General features: G+C 42.9%; 18 protein-coding genes. 4 read left to right on the top strand and 14 right to left on the bottom strand.

The window, feature by feature from the left end; translation table 11 throughout:
- Positions 1–232: 232 nt before the first annotated feature.
- Positions 233–427: a hypothetical protein gene (locus tag IEX80_RS05225; protein WP_188832232.1), complete on the top strand. Its 195-nt coding sequence runs from the start codon at positions 233–235 to the stop codon at positions 425–427.
- A 162-nt stretch (positions 428–589) separates the two neighbouring features.
- Here the strand turns inward: IEX80_RS05225 and IEX80_RS05220 are convergent, their stop codons facing one another.
- Positions 590–1,651 carry an alpha/beta hydrolase gene (locus tag IEX80_RS05220; RefSeq protein ID WP_229701516.1) on the bottom strand — a complete coding sequence of 354 codons (1,062 nt, stop codon included), beginning with the start codon at positions 1,649–1,651 and terminating at the stop codon, positions 590–592.
- A gap of 374 nt (positions 1,652–2,025) precedes the next feature.
- Between IEX80_RS05220 and IEX80_RS05215 the strand changes: the two genes are divergently transcribed.
- Positions 2,026–2,967, top strand: a complete 942-nt coding sequence (locus IEX80_RS05215) for an NADP-dependent oxidoreductase (RefSeq protein ID WP_188832230.1) — start codon at positions 2,026–2,028, stop codon at positions 2,965–2,967.
- Between the two features lie 108 nt (positions 2,968–3,075).
- Here IEX80_RS05215 and IEX80_RS05210 read toward each other — a convergent pair whose 3' ends face one another.
- Positions 3,076–5,628 carry a tetratricopeptide repeat-containing sensor histidine kinase gene (locus IEX80_RS05210; protein ID WP_188832228.1) on the bottom strand — a complete coding sequence of 851 codons (2,553 nt, stop codon included), beginning with the start codon at positions 5,626–5,628 and terminating at the stop codon, positions 3,076–3,078.
- A gap of 375 nt (positions 5,629–6,003) precedes the next feature.
- Here IEX80_RS05210 and IEX80_RS05205 point away from each other — a divergent pair, with 375 nt between their 5' ends.
- A complete protein-coding gene (locus IEX80_RS05205) occupies positions 6,004–6,735 on the top strand; it encodes a hypothetical protein (protein ID WP_188832226.1) in 732 nt (243 codons plus the stop codon).
- 194 nt (positions 6,736–6,929) lie between these two features.
- On the opposite strand, the gene IEX80_RS05200 is transcribed toward IEX80_RS05205, so the two are convergent.
- The 12 genes from IEX80_RS05200 to IEX80_RS05150 form a co-directional block, all read right to left on the bottom strand.
- Positions 6,930–7,349 (bottom strand): DUF983 domain-containing protein, encoded by a 420-nt coding sequence (locus IEX80_RS05200; RefSeq protein ID WP_188832225.1) that lies wholly within the window; start codon positions 7,347–7,349, stop codon positions 6,930–6,932.
- A 220-nt stretch (positions 7,350–7,569) separates the two neighbouring features.
- Positions 7,570–8,148 (bottom strand): DUF417 family protein, encoded by a 579-nt coding sequence (locus IEX80_RS05195; RefSeq protein WP_188832223.1) that lies wholly within the window; start codon positions 8,146–8,148, stop codon positions 7,570–7,572.
- Positions 8,149–8,213: 65 nt separating this feature from the next.
- On the bottom strand, positions 8,214–8,459 hold the full coding sequence (locus IEX80_RS27770; protein WP_229701515.1) for a carboxymuconolactone decarboxylase family protein: 246 nt from the start codon (positions 8,457–8,459) through the stop codon (positions 8,214–8,216).
- Positions 8,460–8,482: 23 nt separating this feature from the next.
- Positions 8,483–8,749 carry a carboxymuconolactone decarboxylase family protein gene (locus IEX80_RS27765; RefSeq protein ID WP_229701514.1) on the bottom strand — a complete coding sequence of 89 codons (267 nt, stop codon included), beginning with the start codon at positions 8,747–8,749 and terminating at the stop codon, positions 8,483–8,485.
- Positions 8,750–9,059: 310 nt separating this feature from the next.
- Positions 9,060–9,443 carry an MFS transporter gene (locus tag IEX80_RS05185; protein ID WP_188832221.1) on the bottom strand — a complete coding sequence of 128 codons (384 nt, stop codon included), beginning with the start codon at positions 9,441–9,443 and terminating at the stop codon, positions 9,060–9,062.
- A gap of 18 nt (positions 9,444–9,461) precedes the next feature.
- The gene (locus tag IEX80_RS05180; RefSeq protein WP_188832219.1) at positions 9,462–9,920 is read right to left on the bottom strand and encodes an MFS transporter; all 459 of its coding nucleotides are present in this window, start codon (positions 9,918–9,920) and stop codon (positions 9,462–9,464) included.
- Complete coding sequence (locus IEX80_RS05175) at positions 9,877–10,137, bottom strand: hypothetical protein (protein ID WP_188832218.1); 261 nt, start codon at positions 10,135–10,137, stop codon at positions 9,877–9,879. The genes IEX80_RS05180 and IEX80_RS05175 overlap by 44 nt, the downstream gene beginning before the upstream one ends.
- 85 nt (positions 10,138–10,222) lie before the next feature.
- Positions 10,223–11,239, bottom strand: a complete 1,017-nt coding sequence (gene ahr / locus IEX80_RS05170) for an NADPH-dependent aldehyde reductase Ahr (RefSeq protein ID WP_188832216.1) — start codon at positions 11,237–11,239, stop codon at positions 10,223–10,225.
- Between the two features lie 54 nt (positions 11,240–11,293).
- A complete protein-coding gene (locus IEX80_RS05165; RefSeq protein WP_188832214.1) occupies positions 11,294–11,794 on the bottom strand; it encodes a DinB family protein in 501 nt (166 codons plus the stop codon).
- Positions 11,795–11,887: 93 nt separating this feature from the next.
- Positions 11,888–12,034, bottom strand: a complete 147-nt coding sequence (locus IEX80_RS27965; RefSeq protein WP_373290371.1) for a DinB family protein — start codon at positions 12,032–12,034, stop codon at positions 11,888–11,890.
- Between the two features lie 34 nt (positions 12,035–12,068).
- Complete coding sequence (locus tag IEX80_RS05155) at positions 12,069–12,884, bottom strand: alpha/beta fold hydrolase (protein WP_188832212.1); 816 nt, start codon at positions 12,882–12,884, stop codon at positions 12,069–12,071.
- Between the two features lie 92 nt (positions 12,885–12,976).
- Positions 12,977–13,708: a hypothetical protein gene (locus IEX80_RS05150; RefSeq protein WP_188832210.1), complete on the bottom strand. Its 732-nt coding sequence runs from the start codon at positions 13,706–13,708 to the stop codon at positions 12,977–12,979.
- A 357-nt stretch (positions 13,709–14,065) separates the two neighbouring features.
- On the opposite strand from IEX80_RS05150, the gene IEX80_RS05145 reads away from it, so the two are divergent.
- Positions 14,066–14,911: an alpha/beta fold hydrolase gene (locus tag IEX80_RS05145; RefSeq protein ID WP_188832208.1), complete on the top strand. Its 846-nt coding sequence runs from the start codon at positions 14,066–14,068 to the stop codon at positions 14,909–14,911.
- The last annotated feature ends 38 nt before the right edge of the window (positions 14,912–14,949 follow it).

Raw genomic sequence — 14,949 nt, 5'->3', positions numbered from 1 at the left:
ATGATCAATGCTTACGTGTAACATGCGCGTGCGGCCGATGTAAGTTTACTCATTTCGCAAACTCTTCATCGGGGTCGCCACGGCAGCCCTGATGGTGCGGAAACTCAGGGTAAATAATCTTGTTAGCAACCTCCTTGCGCCGCTAAAAACAAATACCCATCACCAGATAGCCAAGTGATCGGCAAAGCTATTCATCCATTTATTTACAGCGTATCATGCAATTGGAGTTACTATGACAAACGCAAGTAAAATAAGTGACATCAGTTCGGTTGATAGCAGCACAACTATTTGTGCAACACTGGCATCAAATACTTTGCGTATGCCAATTTCCTTCGTCCGTTGGTTAGTGGTGTATACTGCAAGGCCTAAAAGCCCAAGGCAACTGATTGATATTGAGATGCCTATTGCCAAGACGCACCTGTATTGAGGACTGAGTGTTTTTAAATTTTTCGGTTGATTTGAATTAACAGATAATATTAGGTGATAGGGCTTAATTGTGGCATAAGTTTCAAGTTGTATACCGTCGTTGATAATTATAAAGCCCAGACGAATTTGCCCGGGCTTTACATAAATAAGTTGTAGCTTAGGATTATTTGCTTAAGTATTTTTTTAACTCGGCAGAGGCCTGCAAGAAAAGTTCTCGCGTCTGCGGAATGGTAGCCAGGCCATTTAACAGGCCGAAATCGTGGATAACACCATTGTATCTTACTGTTGTCGCTTTGACGCCGGCTTCTGATAATTTGCGACCGTAAGCTTCGCCTTCATCACGCAAAACGTCATTTTCTGCTACCTGGATTAATGTGGGAGGTAAGCCTTTAAGTTGTTCTATTGATGCCTGCAGAGGTGATGCCAGGATATCCTTACGTTTTTCGGGGTCAGCGATGTACATGTCATACATCCATTTCATAAGCGGCGTAGTCAAGAACCTGTCGACGCCGTAGGCACGGTAAGACGCGTTATCGAAATTGGCATCGACAATCGGCCACATCATGATAGCTACCTTGATTTCTGGGCCTTTGCGTTCTTTGGCCATCAGAGACATCCCAGCGGTCATATTACCACCTACGCTGTTACCGATAACGGCCAAACGTTTGCCATCGACATTTATTTCAGAGCCATGTGTAGCAACCCAGTTCATGGCAGCGTAAATTTCGCTTATAGCACGTGGAAAAGTGGCGTCGGGGGTACGGGTGTAGTTTACGAAAACGCCAACGGCGCCGGAACCTACAACCAAATCCCTTACCATTCGTTTGTGAGTAGGGTAGTCACCCAGTACCCAGCCCCCGCCATGTATGAATATGAATACAGGTAATAAGCCTTTTGCACCTGCAGGTCTTACAATATTGAGTTTAATGTCAAAGCCATCTGCCTTGATGTTTTTTTCAGACTCGGTAATGCCAGAATAGTCAACTTTAACGCTTTTTTGAGCATTTACCAGAACCATACGAGCGTCGGTAGGTTTCATGGTTTCCAAACCTGGCCCGCCAGTGTTTAGCCCTTTTAAAAATGTACGCACTTCAGGGCTTAAATGTTCATCTGTTGCATAGTCTGCCACCTGGGCTTTCGCATTTAAAGCTGCGGCTGCAAGCATTACTACAGCCATCATCGTTTTTAAAGTTTTCCTCCAAAGAGTGAATGTTTCAGTTTTCATGTTTATTAGATTAAATGTTTGAAATCGGCAACATTTATTCAATGAGTAGGCCATTTCCTTAATCGGTTTATTTTCAGAATCTTATCTGTTTTGTTAACTCATCCGAATTCGCTGTATATCGCTAAAATGCTTCATGCGGATTTTAAATATCGTTTTGAGAAAACTTGATGACATCCGGTGCTATGTTAGGTGAGTGACGTTGCCAGTAGAAATTGTTAGCGACGCGTTGCCTATACCGATTATAATAGCGGCGAGGTGATGTTAAGTTTAAAAGCCAGCCGCGGCACCCGATGCACGTATGGTACCACAAAAAAGTCGATGCGTACAATTGTCAGGCATGCTGGCCTGATAATTTAGCGCAAACTATATAACAAATGAAAGCATATATTTTAAACACACCTGGCGATTCCTCAAATTTACAAATTAAGGAAGTTCCGGTAGCTGAAGTTAACCAGGATGAAGTCCTTGTTAAAATAAAGGCGATAAGCATTAATCCGGTGGATGTGAAAACCCGTGCGGGGATGGCATTTTACAGCCGTCTTAAAGATCTGGATCCTTTGATTCTCGGATGGGATATAGCCGGAATTGTTGAAAAAACAGGCGGCAACGTATCTGAGTTTAAAATAGGGGATGAAGTATTTGGCCTGGTTAATTTTCTTGGCCATGGTAAAGCTTATGCAGAATACGTAGCCGCGCCCGCCGCGCAATTAGCGCTCAAACCAAAGGAGATTCCATTTGTGGATGCCGCGGCTGCAACAATGGCCGCATTAACTGCATACCAGGTGCTGGTAAAACAGGCGAAAGTTAAAGCAGGCCAAGAGGTTCTAATTCCGGCGGCTTCTGGTGGTGTGGGGCATTTCGCGGTGCAAATTGCAAAATACCTTGGGGCCAGGGTTACAGGAACTTCATCTGCAAAGAATCTTGAGTTTGTGCACTCTCTTGGAGCAGACGAAGCGCTGGATTATACCACAGCAGACCTTGATAATAAATTAAAAACCTTTGATTTTGTATTTGATACTGTTGGCGGAGAAAATATTGACCGCTCGTTACCTTTAATTAAAGCAGGTGGCACCCTAATCACTATCCCCACATTACCTGGTGAGGGCGCAGCTGCCCGCGCTATGGCATTGGATGTAAGCGCTTACTTTTATCTTGTATCGTCGGATGGAGATAGTATGAAGGTAATTGCCGAATTGCTTGAAAAGGGGGTGCTAAGATCACATGTTTCTAAAGTTTTCCCGTTCGAAGAAATGGCTGCAGCCCATCAGGCGGTAGAGAGTGGACGAACTGTTGGTAAGGTTATAGTAACGGTTTAACACCACAATATAAATTTATCCCTGTTGATGATACAGCTCTTTTGTATTTTATCGGCAGGGATTACTGTTTATATTGATATTCTTTAAAATATATAATTAAGTTTGAAATTACGCAGTTAATACTTTCAGTAAGGTTGGTGTCAATTTAAATGTTATCTGTATAGCTGTTCCAGAGTGGTTTGATATGTGAAAAGCCCCACGCAATTGTCCGCTCAAACCATGCATCATTTCCATACCTAGTGATTTTGACGCAAGGATATCAAAGTCGGGCGGCATACCTACGCCATTATCAGCAATAGTAAGCACAACATTATCCAGATCGGTGCGCTTAAACCCAATAGTGATTTGGCCGCCCCCGGCATCAAAGGCGTATTTGATCGAATTGGTTATTGCTTCGTTCAAAATTAGTCCCAGCGGAACCGCCTGCGAAAGGTCGACATAAATATCTTCAACAAGCAGCTTGAAGCGTATGTTTCTTTTAGAAGTGTCAAATGCCTGCGACAGTTGCAGCGCAAGATCCGACACGTAATCAGGCATACTGATGCTGGCCGGATTATCACTGCTATACAATTTTTGATGAATGAGCGCGATTGATTGCACCCTGTTTTCACTTTCAAGAATGGCTTCAATAGCATCCTCGCTTTTCAGATAGGCTGATTGTGTACTTAGCAAACTCATTACAATTTGCAAATTGTTTTTAACCCGGTGGTGGATCTCTTTAAGCAGCCAGTCTTTTTCTCTTAAAAAATTGTCTTTCTCGGCCAATAAGTCCTGTAGCGTGCGGTATTGGTTTTTAATCTCTTGCCGTTGTGCTGTGAGTTCTTTGTTTGTTTTTTGCTTACTACGATAGGCTTTAAAAGCTATCAGCGCTAAAACCAGGAGCAAAGCGGCACCCCCTAAAATGATATTTCTGATTATACCCGCTTGTTCAAGTTTTGCTTGCTGTTTCAATTCCTTATTTTGCAGTGTTTTGATATCTTTAAGTCGCTGCGCTGTTTCGTACTTAATATTCAATTCGTTGATCTGCTTATTTTTGGCTACGCTGTTCACTGAATCGGATAGCGCTTTATATCTTTGAAAATGCTGTATGGCGGCCATATAGTTACCCAATGCCGAATCTGCTTTAAATAACAAATGATCGGTATCGATTATCTCCTCAGCATCCACGTATTGATGACCGTTAAGTGACAAGGTCAAATATTCTTTAGCCTTTTTAAAGTTTTTTCTCTCTGTATAAAATTTGCCGATTTTGTAATATCCTGCGTTCCCGGAAAATGTTGTTTCAATTTTATCAAGGTTTTTGCGGTTTTCATCTTTTACGGCATCATTATAACTTAGCATTTCGAGATAATAGCGCTCGGCCTTTTGATAGTCTCCCATCCGGTTATAAATATCCGCAAATGTGCAGGCCGTAATTTGTTTGTAGTTGAAAAGCGGCAGTGCGTGTTTTTTAACAAAGGCTGATAAAAATGCGATTGCTTTTTTAGGATTACCGCCTTCTGCTTCAACGTTAGCTATATCGTTGGCCAGCATATATTGATAGGGGGAATCGCGTTCTTCAGCAAATTTGAATACGATTTGATAATACTTGAGCGAGTTTTGGTATGATTTCAAAATGTGATACACCCTTCCCAACACAATGTAGGTGATCATCTTTTTTTGCTCAACATCGCCCTTTACCTTCAGTGCTTCGAAAGCGAAGTATAACGCCTTATCATACTTGCCATTCAGCCGGTAAAAATCTGCTAAGAGGGTGTAAGTTGTTATTGTAATTTTTTCATTAATAGATTTTAATAACGCTACCGATCTCAATAATTGGTTTTCTGCAGAGTCTGTTGCGGTATAATTACCGTTTATTGTAGCCAGGTCTCTTAAACTGTAAGCAGCATCTTTTTTCCGTCCTGCAAGCATGTAATATTTAACAGCTTGTTCATGGTAATAAATGATGTCGCGATAATTGTTGTTATCATCAGGCATCCGCATGCCGAGGGAAGACCAGGCCTCTGCCTCCCTCGCGTAGTTATTGGTTTGATGCGCGGCAATTATAATTTGCATAAATGCGGCTTTACCTTTAGCTAAATTGCCAAGTTTAAAATAATACTTGCCTTCTAATACGTGGCACTCATCCATCCACCTATCCGATTTTGCCTCAATAGCAGTTTTTTTAGCTTCGGATATCAATACCGGCCCTTGTTGAAACTCGTTTTGTTTCGTATCAAAATCAAATACAAAATGTTCAGCGATAGTTAAAAGTAACCTCACCCGTTGTTCGCCATAGGCCTGACGGGCCAGGCCTAATGCCGAATTAATATTCTCTTTCTTAGTATAAACTTTGCAAAGTAAAAAAGAAGCTTCATTATTGCCGGTTGTGAAATTTAGTTTTCTGCTGAGGTCATACGCTTGCCTGGCATAGATAAAGCACGAATCTTGTCCGTGATTTTCCGTAGTTCTTTGATGCCAGAAAACGTGGGCGACTTTATTAAGCAGGTTAACGCGGTTGGTATCGGCCGCTGTTTGAGCTATTGCTTTTAAAACGATGGCTGGATTTTCCTCCAATTCGCGTTTTACTGCAAGGTTAGCTGTAGTGCTCTGTGCAAGCACATGATGCAGATTGAACAGAGTTGAAAATAAGAGTGATATCAGCGTAATGGTTCTTTTCATAGGTATTACCAATCAGCTTATACTGTAAGTAATAAAATAAATTTTTCATCCCCTATCAGATGAGCATACAAATTGTCTCCTAAAAATACTTTAAATTAATCTATCTGTCAAATGAAGATCAGTTTTGTGACAATCATCTGTACCGGGCACTGGCTTTAGTGAAAATACCTAAACTAACATTTAACAATTGTTCTCTTTACGCTCCTCTGCCGATCATTTAGCCGGTATAAGCAAGATTGTACGGTTCCCGAGAATCCAGCATAGTGTCGCCAATTTCAACATTTGATACGTACCATAGTTACAGCGTATGGTACATAGTTGGCGGGATGCAGTCTCCATACCTTTGTATCAAACAAAAAAAATAATGAATTTATTATGAAAGACGGAAAAGAACTTGTAAACCTTGTGCTTGAGGCACACGGTGGCATTTATCGCTGGAACCAGCTTAATACGGTAAAAATACATGTTTCGATACAAGGTATCACCTGGCCACGCAAGGGTCATCCGAACTCGTTAGACGATATCGTGTTTAAAGCCAACCTGCACGCGCCATACGACAGTTGGACCCCAATTTTTGCGGATGACCAAAAAACTTATTTCAACGGTTTAGATGTAGCCATCATGAAAAACACCGGCGAAATAGTTGAAGAATCAAAAAACGCCCGTAAAACTTTTGAAGGTCACGAATTACTTACGCCCTGGAGCAAATTGCAATTGGTGTATTTTGTATCATACGCTACATGGAATTATATGACAACCCCATTCCTTTTTGCTCAGCCAGGTGTTCACGTGCTTGAAATGGATCCATGGGAAGAGGACGGTGAAACCTGGAGAAGGCTCCAGGTAATTTTTCCGGACAATATCCCTACGCACAGTACACGACAGGTGTTTTATTTTTCGCAGGATGGCCTGTTGAAGCGCCATGATTACTGGCCGGAAGTATTGGGCAACAATTCGGCGGTACATTACTATTCAAACTATAAGGAGTTTAATGGTATCAAAGCCCCAACAACGCACCGCATCTATCCGCTTAACGATGCCGATCAAACAGCTATGAAGGATATTCTTTTGGTTTCGCTTGATATATTCAATATGGAATACGCGTAAACCGGTTAGGTAAGGTTGCTTTGTTTGTTTGGCAGCCTTTTCCTTGCCAACCATTAGTAATATTTGGTAATGAATAACCAGCATTGCTAATGGGATAAGCCCGGATCGTTAACCGATCCGGGTTTTGTTTATTTATCCTATTATTTTCCGGTTTTTAAAATAAGGAGTTTCTGGTTCGTAGCTTTTTGTATGTTTTACTGTGGATTTCCAACGTTGTTATCTTTACTTAGTTCCGGATGGTAATGAAGCCCCGGAGTAAGCCAATATAAAAGAATAACACGCGAATAACGGAAGTTAAAGGGCGAAAGGCTTAAAGATACTGCCAGGATAACCGTTACGTATATCCAGGGATTGCTGCTACCGGTAAGCACGTTAATAGCACCCGCTGCGGTTATAAACTCCGCAACATTCATCGCGTAGCTTACAAACATAGCCACATAAAAATATCCGGGCTCTATCTCGAAAGTGAGGTGGCAGTGCCCGCAGGTATTGTTCATTTTTTGCCCCTCGAAGCCATACATGCTATTAGCAAACAATTTTCCTCTTCGGCAACGTGGACATTTGGCATGCAGGAACGACGGCCAGGCCGCAATTTTATAGTTATCAGGTTTCATGGTTTTATAGTTTAATTTTAAGTTATTTAAACGCTGTAATTTAACGTGGGCTGGTAATTGCTTTTTTTGTGGCAAAAGATTTTCATAACGGCCATTTATAAGTTTGTTTCTGTAAATGGAAGATAGAAGCCCGGTAAACAGGTTGCGTTCACCGGGCTTTCATAGGATGTATGTAGGGCTTAACCGGTAATTAACCGATTTAAATGAGTGGTTTATTCCACTACGAAAGGTTGTTTTTTTGAAGGATTTGTTTTGCCGAATCTGCTAGGAGGCAAAAATTAGCGCCGAGCATAATGACATCTTTGATAACCAGCCGCCCTCTTGCCGATAAATATGGAAATCCAAAATCTTTATCACCAAGATTTGGCACCCAGCATTCGGCAGTGGTAACGAGGAATGAGAGGGTGCCAACACACATAATTATCAGAAGGAGGGAGGCGGCCAAACCTGCATAGGGAGTAGCATAGTTAAGGAGCAACAGCAAACCCATGCCAACAAGCAATATTCCCAGCCCATGAGCGAAAGAATAAGTTCCGTTATCGGTGTTCCAGGCCCTGTTTTTTTCAACAAGCTCGCCTTCTTTGTTTACGTGTTTTTTATAGGCTTCGGGAGTTTGATAAAAAAACGACATGGCTGGGCTTTCAGCTACAAACGGAACAATGCCATCTGCCTCGTAGTCGGCAAACTTTAGGGCTCCTATCCATATCAACACCAATGCTACCGCAAACCTCGAAAAATGTATACCGAAACGCCCGGCTCGGGCACTTACCAATACGATTGATTTAAATAGTGTGTTCATGTTTTCTTATAGTAATTGATGGCACAGCCCGATAATGGTTGTATTTAGCCATCACAATTGTTGAATTAAAGAGCTGGGACAGCCGGGAAATCGACAGATGGCTGCGTTATGGCGTAAACGTAATTGGTAATGATCCGGAGGCCGGCCAGCATAATTACATCAATTACGTTTTCTTTGGTATAACCTACGCCTATAAATTTATCTACCAATGCTGGATCAGCGCGACCTTTATTTTTGGCAATGCTTTTCGCAAGCTTTACCAATGCATCGTATTTGGGATCAAATGATGCCTGCCCGCTACGTATGTCCATAATTTGCTCATTAGAAAAGCCATTCATTTTAGCGATTTAGAGTGGGCGGCGAGACAGTATTCGCAGGTGTTTACCTGGCTTACGATAAGGTTAACAATTTCCTTCTCCTTACCGGTAAGCGAAGTTTTAGCCCCCTGCGCGGCCAAGAAGGTAGCAAGAGCATTATTTGAGTATGCAAAATTTGCATACAGGTTAGGCACAAAACCTATTGATTTGCTAAGGGTATCAAAAATGGCTTGATTGGCCTCCGAAACCTCGTTTCTTTCGGGCACATTAAAGGTAGTTTCCATAATGTAAAATTACCCCCTATGTATTACCGATCCGATGCACCATACGGCCTTTCTGTTGTATAAAACGTGTGTGTTGAATTATAAAAAAGGCTGAAAATTTTATTACGGGGGAGTTAAGAAATAAACCCCGACTGTATTTGCCGGGGCCTTATAGCTACTCAATAGGAAAAAACTTATAACACTTAAAATAGCTTTTAAACCGCGTTGCCGCGCCCTGCCCTGATGAAAACGGCAAAAACACCAAACAGGCAAACCGTAAGGAATAAATTAGCCATGCCCAGCAGCAAGAGGTTCTTTATCGATAAAAAGCTTACGAGGCCATAACTAAAAAGGAGCTCACAACATAAACTCCTCCGCCGGTAAGGCCGCTCGCCGTGCCCGCGTTGGTTGTAAACCTGCGCAGGCAGTAACCATTAACATTATTGAATATAAAACCCGATAAAAGGTGAAGAAATATGGTAAAGCCAACCAGCAAATAAATACTGTTGAAATAAGATACTGTTACCAACATCATAGCGGCAATGGCAACCTGCAAAGATATCCCGGTAATCACTTTAGTTTTGAATGGCTTGTTGATCAGTGCTTTTGAAACAATACCGCCCGCCATTAACGAAAGACCCGATGTAAGTGAACTGTAGCCGGTAACAACCGGCGATAAATTAAAAACATGCTCTATAATAAACTGGCTGGCCATGCCGTAAACTACAAGCAGCTAATAGCTGATACCGATTATGATCAAACCGAGGCTGAAATCGGGCGATCCGAGCATGGTTTTGTAAACGTTACCGATAGATCTGGCATTGAAGGGATGATAGGTTTTTAAAGATTCGCCGCCGTAAAGCAACTCGAGGATTAGGAACACCGCAGCGATGCCTGCCAGTAAATAGAAATTTGATTGCCAGCCGAATGATTTCTGTAAATAACCACCTATAAACGGTGCTACAACCGGGGCAGTTGCCGATATGATTGAAAACATACTGGTATAATTTTTTAACCTTTCGCCTGAATAGATATCAACAAAATATGCCCTTTTACCTACAACAATGAGCGATACCGTAATACCCGTAAAACACGCATAGCGTATATTGTATAAATATTTGATGAGGGAGCGATGAATATGCTGGCGGCTATAAAAACAATAAGCGAGCAGATGCTCTGCGAAAACGGCCAAAGCTATCAAGCAGGCTAACCACAAATATCTGGCTGAAGCCGGAACTGATCATGAATATTACCAGCGAAAGCTGAACATCACTGTTAGAAACGTGAAGTTGTGCGCCATGGCGGGGGAGTGAGGGGATGTAAATATCTGTGGCAAGTCCGCCCAAAGGAATCAGGGCCAACGCAAGCAAGGTACTAAAGCCCTTATGATTTTCTTTAATCGTTTTCATTATCATCGAATAAAAAGGCCGGAAGCCGTTGATCTTTAAATCATCTTTTTCCGGCCCTTATGTTAAGAGGGTTTTGCGTTAGCAATTAAAAATCCGCATCAAGAACCACACGGTAGTTGGCCTTGCCAGATTCAAGATGTTCGATCGCGTCGTTTATCCGGCTCATTGGAAAATGTTCAACCATCGCACGGATGTTGTGCCTTGCCGCAAAACGCAGCATAGTGTTGAAAGCAGATCGCGAACCGGCCGGCGATGCGGAAACGTTTGTTTGCGGAATAAGCAGCGAAAGTACCGACACTGGAATTGAATCATAAGGGATGCCCACAAAATGCAGTCGGCCTTTAGGGGCAAGCATGGCAATGATCTTATCCCAGTCAAGCGTTACGCTTACAGTAACAATGATAATGTCAAATTTTCCTTTAAGTGCCTCCCATTCAGCAGTATCCCTGCTCGATACGATATGGTCTGCGCCGAGTTGTAAGGTTTCATCGTGTTTGGCCGCTGTGGATGAAAATGCGGTGACTTCGCTGCCCCATGCATGCGCGAATTGCACTGCAAGGTGGCCAAGCCCACCAATACCAAACACGGCTACTTTATCGGTTGGCTTCACGCCGTACTCCAACAATGGATAAAAAACGGTAATGCCCGCGCAAAACAGCGGACCGGCATCCGCCGCGTTAAGTCCTTCCGGAACTGGTATAACCCATAGCCAGTGTGCTTTAATGCGGCTGGCAAAACCACCGTTATTACCAAGTATGGTAGTTTTAAGATTTACGCAAAGATGCGGGTCGCCGTCAAGGCAGGGGTCGCAATGTCCGCAGCTTTCCCTGTTCCAACCAATACCTACCGTTTGGCCAATTGCAAGGCCTTTGTTTTTTGCTATCTCACCAAGTGCTACAATACGGCCGGTAATTTCGTGGCCGGCAACTATAGGGTTAGGCAAACCAAAATCGCCGTTTAATGCGGAAAGATCTGTATGACAAAGCCCGCAGTTGTCAATTTCTACTTCCACTTCTTCAGAGGTAAGTGGTGATAATTCGTAAGTGTAAGGAACCAATTTGCCTTTAGGTTCCATTTGTGCCCATGCGTTAACTGTGCTCATGTTTTTTGTAATTGTTTGTTGTTTTTTGGTTAATAGGTTGTTTGTTACAGTCGATTACTTTGCAATTGGCAAGCCCCAAAGTTCCCAATCTTCGCGTACAGGCCCGTAAAGGCCAGGTACTTTCAGGCCAGCCAAACGCATAATTACGGTCATTTGGCTGCGATGATGTACTTCATGATGGGTTAATAGCGATAGCACATCGCCGCGTCTCCATTTATGATCGTAGAGATCCACCTCGCCATCAAGCATATTGTCTTTCCACTGCGATTGTATCGCTTCGGCCATTTTTTGATGCATATCGAGGTATAAAGCGCTGATGCCTTCCATTGTATCGGGCAGCGGCTCTTCCGGGAGTTCCTGTATATTTAGCAACCCCGTTTGCACGCCTATCTGTACAATGATTTGTGGAATATGAAAGGCAAGGCGCTCAAGCGTCCGCACTTTTTCATTAACGATAATAGCTTTTGATTCTTCGGGAATCATGGAATAAACCTTGGTGGTTTTGCCGGTTTCGTTTGTCCAATCTTCCAGAAATTCTTTAATGTGGTAATACATATTATTTATTTTAATTAAATGCCTGATATAATATTCAAGTCCCGAAAACGGCTGGCAATTGTATTAAGTTCGGGGTGCTCGGCGCAGACCGCGTTAGTACAGTCTTGCAGTTTGACCATATAAAGCTGGTATTTGCAAGTCGGCAAGTTCCATGATAACCGTGATCTGGCTTCTGTGATGTAATTCATGGTGTTCAAGCAGAGCCAAGGCCTCACCGCGGTGGAATCGCTGCCCGTACATTAGTATTTGTTCGGTTAGCATTTTATCTGTCCATTTAGGCCTCAAGGTAGCCGGCGCCAACCCAACGGGTTAAAATTTCGGCATACTCTTCATGCGTATCCTCCCATGCGTAATGGCCGGAATCTAATATGTTAAATTCATTTCGTGGAAGTAGTTGATGCAGGATTTCGCCATTTTTCAAAATCGCCAAAGGATCGTTTTTACCCCAGATAATGCTCACCGGTATTTGTATGTTTTCAAAGTCGAGCTTTGGAAGATCAACAGGCAATTGCTTCAGAAAAAGCATTGTATCCCAAAAACGCCCGTCCTCGTAGCTGCTGAGGTAATCTTCGCGTACGTCTTCTGGTAATGGGTATTGCGTCATCGTAGCCAGCGATCCGTTAACAATTGCTTTAGAGCCTAACTTTTTCAGATCATCTAAATTAGGGTCGAGGATCATGCCGGTAAGTATGCCCGCCGCCTGTATCGGAAATACACACGCTGCACTGCCTACGGTAGCGCTTTTAATTTTTTCGGGATGGTGTTGAGCGACGAAGAGCGCTACGCTTGAACCCACATCTGGTCCCACTATGTGCACTGCGCCAAGATTAAAATGATCTATCGCCTTAATAACAAACTCTGATAAGGCAATGGGTGCCAGCAAATCCTGGCGGCTTTGGGATTTCCCGAAACCGGGTAGATCTATAGCGACCAGGTTAAAGCGCGAAGAGAGTTTATTCCATATAGGTTCAAATGCACGGATACTTTCCGGAAGTGGGCTCAAAAGCAATATGCTTTCCGCGAAGTTACCCTGGTTGCTTGCATACCGGATTTCAAGGTTATCGATGGTTGTTGTCTGAAGTTTGTTCATGGTAGTTTATTTGGTAATGGGCTTTAATTGCAGATGCCTCACCTTGAAAAAATTATCGGGCAAGGCACCTTAAATAGTATTGTTGCTGCCGTTTAAATATATTCGATGCTCAAAACATCGATAGATACTAAAAGGGGCTCTCTAACAGAAGCATTTGAGGTATCATCCAACGGGAAAATACGGTGCTTGGAAGGGGTTTTGATCCCTTGTACTTCTTTGTAATCGGAGTAATAGTGCGCTGCAGAACTGTTGCCCAAGACCTCAGGCCAATAATCATGGCGCTTCATTAAGCCGTCCTGTGAAATATAAAATACCTGTCTTTTACTGTGCGTGGTAACCGAGTCAGGGAAGATAACCTGTAACCTTCTCCATGTTTCGCCATTTTCTTCCCATGGATCCATTTCCAGAAAATGGAAGCCTGGCAATGCAAATACGAAAGGAGTGGTTAAATAGTTCCAGGTCGCATAGCTACAAAAATAGGCTAATTGAAGGCGCTCCCACGGAGTCATGATATTATGTCCATCGAAGGAACTTCGTGCGTTTTTCAGCTCTTCAACTATTTTGTCTGCTGAGTTGATAAGTACGACATCCTTTCCGTTAAAGCTTGAACGCAGCCCCGGTTCGAACATCGGCGACCAACTGTCGAGCAGTGTGTGGGTATTGCCGGTAAAGTGAACATCATTCATCACTCCTTCGTGCCCTTTTACACCCCAGGTAATCCCGCCCATTGAAATGTGGGCTTTCACAGTATTGAACTGGTTCCATTTTATTAAGCCGCCATGTGCTTCCAGCACCAGGTCAACTAATTGTTTCGCGTCTTTCATATTTGATTAATGATTGCTATTGTTTAGCTCAAAAGTACAGTCCCCGGCAAGGCAAGGCGATGTACCATACAGGTTTTTAATGGTAAGAAACGTGTGTCTTATTTTTGTCGTACGGCTGGCATAATACATAGTCCGCTATACGCACTCAGCGTGTTTAAACGTGTGCCGGTAGTATTGTTAATTTACCAGACCCAGCCAGATTGATAAAAGCGCAAACCATACCATAATAACCGCAATCGATACATCAATCCTGCACTATCGCCTGAATACTTTTGTAGTGTTCTCTGTCGCCGTGCAATCATTTTGTTTGCAAACAAGGAGATCTTAATCCAATCGAAAACTATAAAAATCCTTACTATGAATGAGCAAGTATTTAACTATGTATCTGTGCCTACAAAATATATTGAAATTGACGGCATCAGGTACGCTTACCGAAGTCTTGGCAAACCGGCTGAAGTACCGATCGTATGCCTTCAACACTTTACAGGAACTCTTGAGAATTGGGACCCCATCATTATAGACGGGTTGGCTAAAGAACGGCAGGTAATTTTAATCGATAATACAGGTGTAGGTAACTCGGGCGGGAAAACCCCGGATAATGTACTCGATATGAGCAAAGATGCAATTAAGGTGATTAATGGCCTCGGGATACATTTGTGTGATATTCTTGGTTTTTCACTCGGTGGTTTCCTCGCGCAGGCTATGGTCGATTTAAAACCTGAGCTTTTCAGAAAACTTATCATCGTCGGAACGGCACCGCAGGGAGCTAAAGCCCTTTACTCGTTCCCGCAGTTGGTTGAAAAGGCATTCGCACTTGAGCCCAAAGAACAATATTTGTTCGTATTTGCCACCAAATCAGAGAAAAGCAGGGCGAGAATCGCTGATACGCTCAACCGGTTATATATCAGGGCCGAAGGCCGCGATCAAAATGCTACAATGGATGCGATAAAAGCGCAGATCAGCGCTCTTACCAGATGGGGTACAGATCCGGTGACCATAGATTTATCAAAGATCGCCCAACCTGTTTTAATTGTACAGGGCAGCAATGACGAAATGATGGATAGTGCCACGTCGCTTGACCTTTATCAAAAAATTCCGAATGCCGTTCTGATCTATTACCCTGATTCAGCTCATGGATCATTTAATCAATATCCTGAGCTGTTTGTAGAGCAGGCAAATTCGTTCCTTAACAAATTTGAATAACGACATCTGTAGTGACACAAGCCCTGGCAATCACATTG

The sequence above is a fragment of the Mucilaginibacter rubeus genome (assembly GCF_014643835.1).
In the GTDB taxonomy this organism is placed as follows: domain Bacteria; phylum Bacteroidota; class Bacteroidia; order Sphingobacteriales; family Sphingobacteriaceae; genus Mucilaginibacter; species Mucilaginibacter rubeus.
Note: the sequence above shows the minus strand (reverse complement) of the source record. Positions and strands in the feature narration are given on the sequence as shown.

What these genes read in the sequence shown, in the direction of transcription:
- IEX80_RS27965 (WP_373290371.1), bottom strand. Translation starts at nt 12,034, where the DNA reads ATGTACGGGCAGCGATTCCACCGCGGTGAGGCCTTGGCTCTGCTTGAA.
- IEX80_RS05185 (WP_188832221.1), bottom strand. Translation starts at nt 9,443, where the DNA reads ATGGCCAGCCAGTTTATTATAGAGCATGTTTTTAATTTATCGCCGGTT.
- IEX80_RS05215 (WP_188832230.1), top strand. Translation starts at nt 2,026, where the DNA reads ATGAAAGCATATATTTTAAACACACCTGGCGATTCCTCAAATTTACAA.
- IEX80_RS05155 (WP_188832212.1), bottom strand. Translation starts at nt 12,884, where the DNA reads ATGAACAAACTTCAGACAACAACCATCGATAACCTTGAAATCCGGTAT.
- IEX80_RS05225 (WP_188832232.1), top strand. Translation starts at nt 233, where the DNA reads ATGACAAACGCAAGTAAAATAAGTGACATCAGTTCGGTTGATAGCAGC.
- IEX80_RS27770 (WP_229701515.1), bottom strand. Translation starts at nt 8,459, where the DNA reads ATGGACATACGTAGCGGGCAGGCATCATTTGATCCCAAATACGATGCA.
- IEX80_RS05210 (WP_188832228.1), bottom strand. Translation starts at nt 5,628, where the DNA reads ATGAAAAGAACCATTACGCTGATATCACTCTTATTTTCAACTCTGTTC.
- IEX80_RS05205 (WP_188832226.1), top strand. Translation starts at nt 6,004, where the DNA reads ATGAAAGACGGAAAAGAACTTGTAAACCTTGTGCTTGAGGCACACGGT.
- IEX80_RS05200 (WP_188832225.1), bottom strand. Translation starts at nt 7,349, where the DNA reads ATGAAACCTGATAACTATAAAATTGCGGCCTGGCCGTCGTTCCTGCAT.
- IEX80_RS05165 (WP_188832214.1), bottom strand. Translation starts at nt 11,794, where the DNA reads ATGTATTACCACATTAAAGAATTTCTGGAAGATTGGACAAACGAAACC.
- IEX80_RS05145 (WP_188832208.1), top strand. Translation starts at nt 14,066, where the DNA reads ATGAATGAGCAAGTATTTAACTATGTATCTGTGCCTACAAAATATATT.
- IEX80_RS05195 (WP_188832223.1), bottom strand. Translation starts at nt 8,148, where the DNA reads ATGAACACACTATTTAAATCAATCGTATTGGTAAGTGCCCGAGCCGGG.
- IEX80_RS05175 (WP_188832218.1), bottom strand. Translation starts at nt 10,137, where the DNA reads ATGAAAACGATTAAAGAAAATCATAAGGGCTTTAGTACCTTGCTTGCG.
- ahr (WP_188832216.1), bottom strand. Translation starts at nt 11,239, where the DNA reads ATGAGCACAGTTAACGCATGGGCACAAATGGAACCTAAAGGCAAATTG.
- IEX80_RS05220 (WP_229701516.1), bottom strand. Translation starts at nt 1,651, where the DNA reads ATGAAAACTGAAACATTCACTCTTTGGAGGAAAACTTTAAAAACGATG.
- IEX80_RS05150 (WP_188832210.1), bottom strand. Translation starts at nt 13,708, where the DNA reads ATGAAAGACGCGAAACAATTAGTTGACCTGGTGCTGGAAGCACATGGC.
- IEX80_RS27765 (WP_229701514.1), bottom strand. Translation starts at nt 8,749, where the DNA reads ATGGAAACTACCTTTAATGTGCCCGAAAGAAACGAGGTTTCGGAGGCC.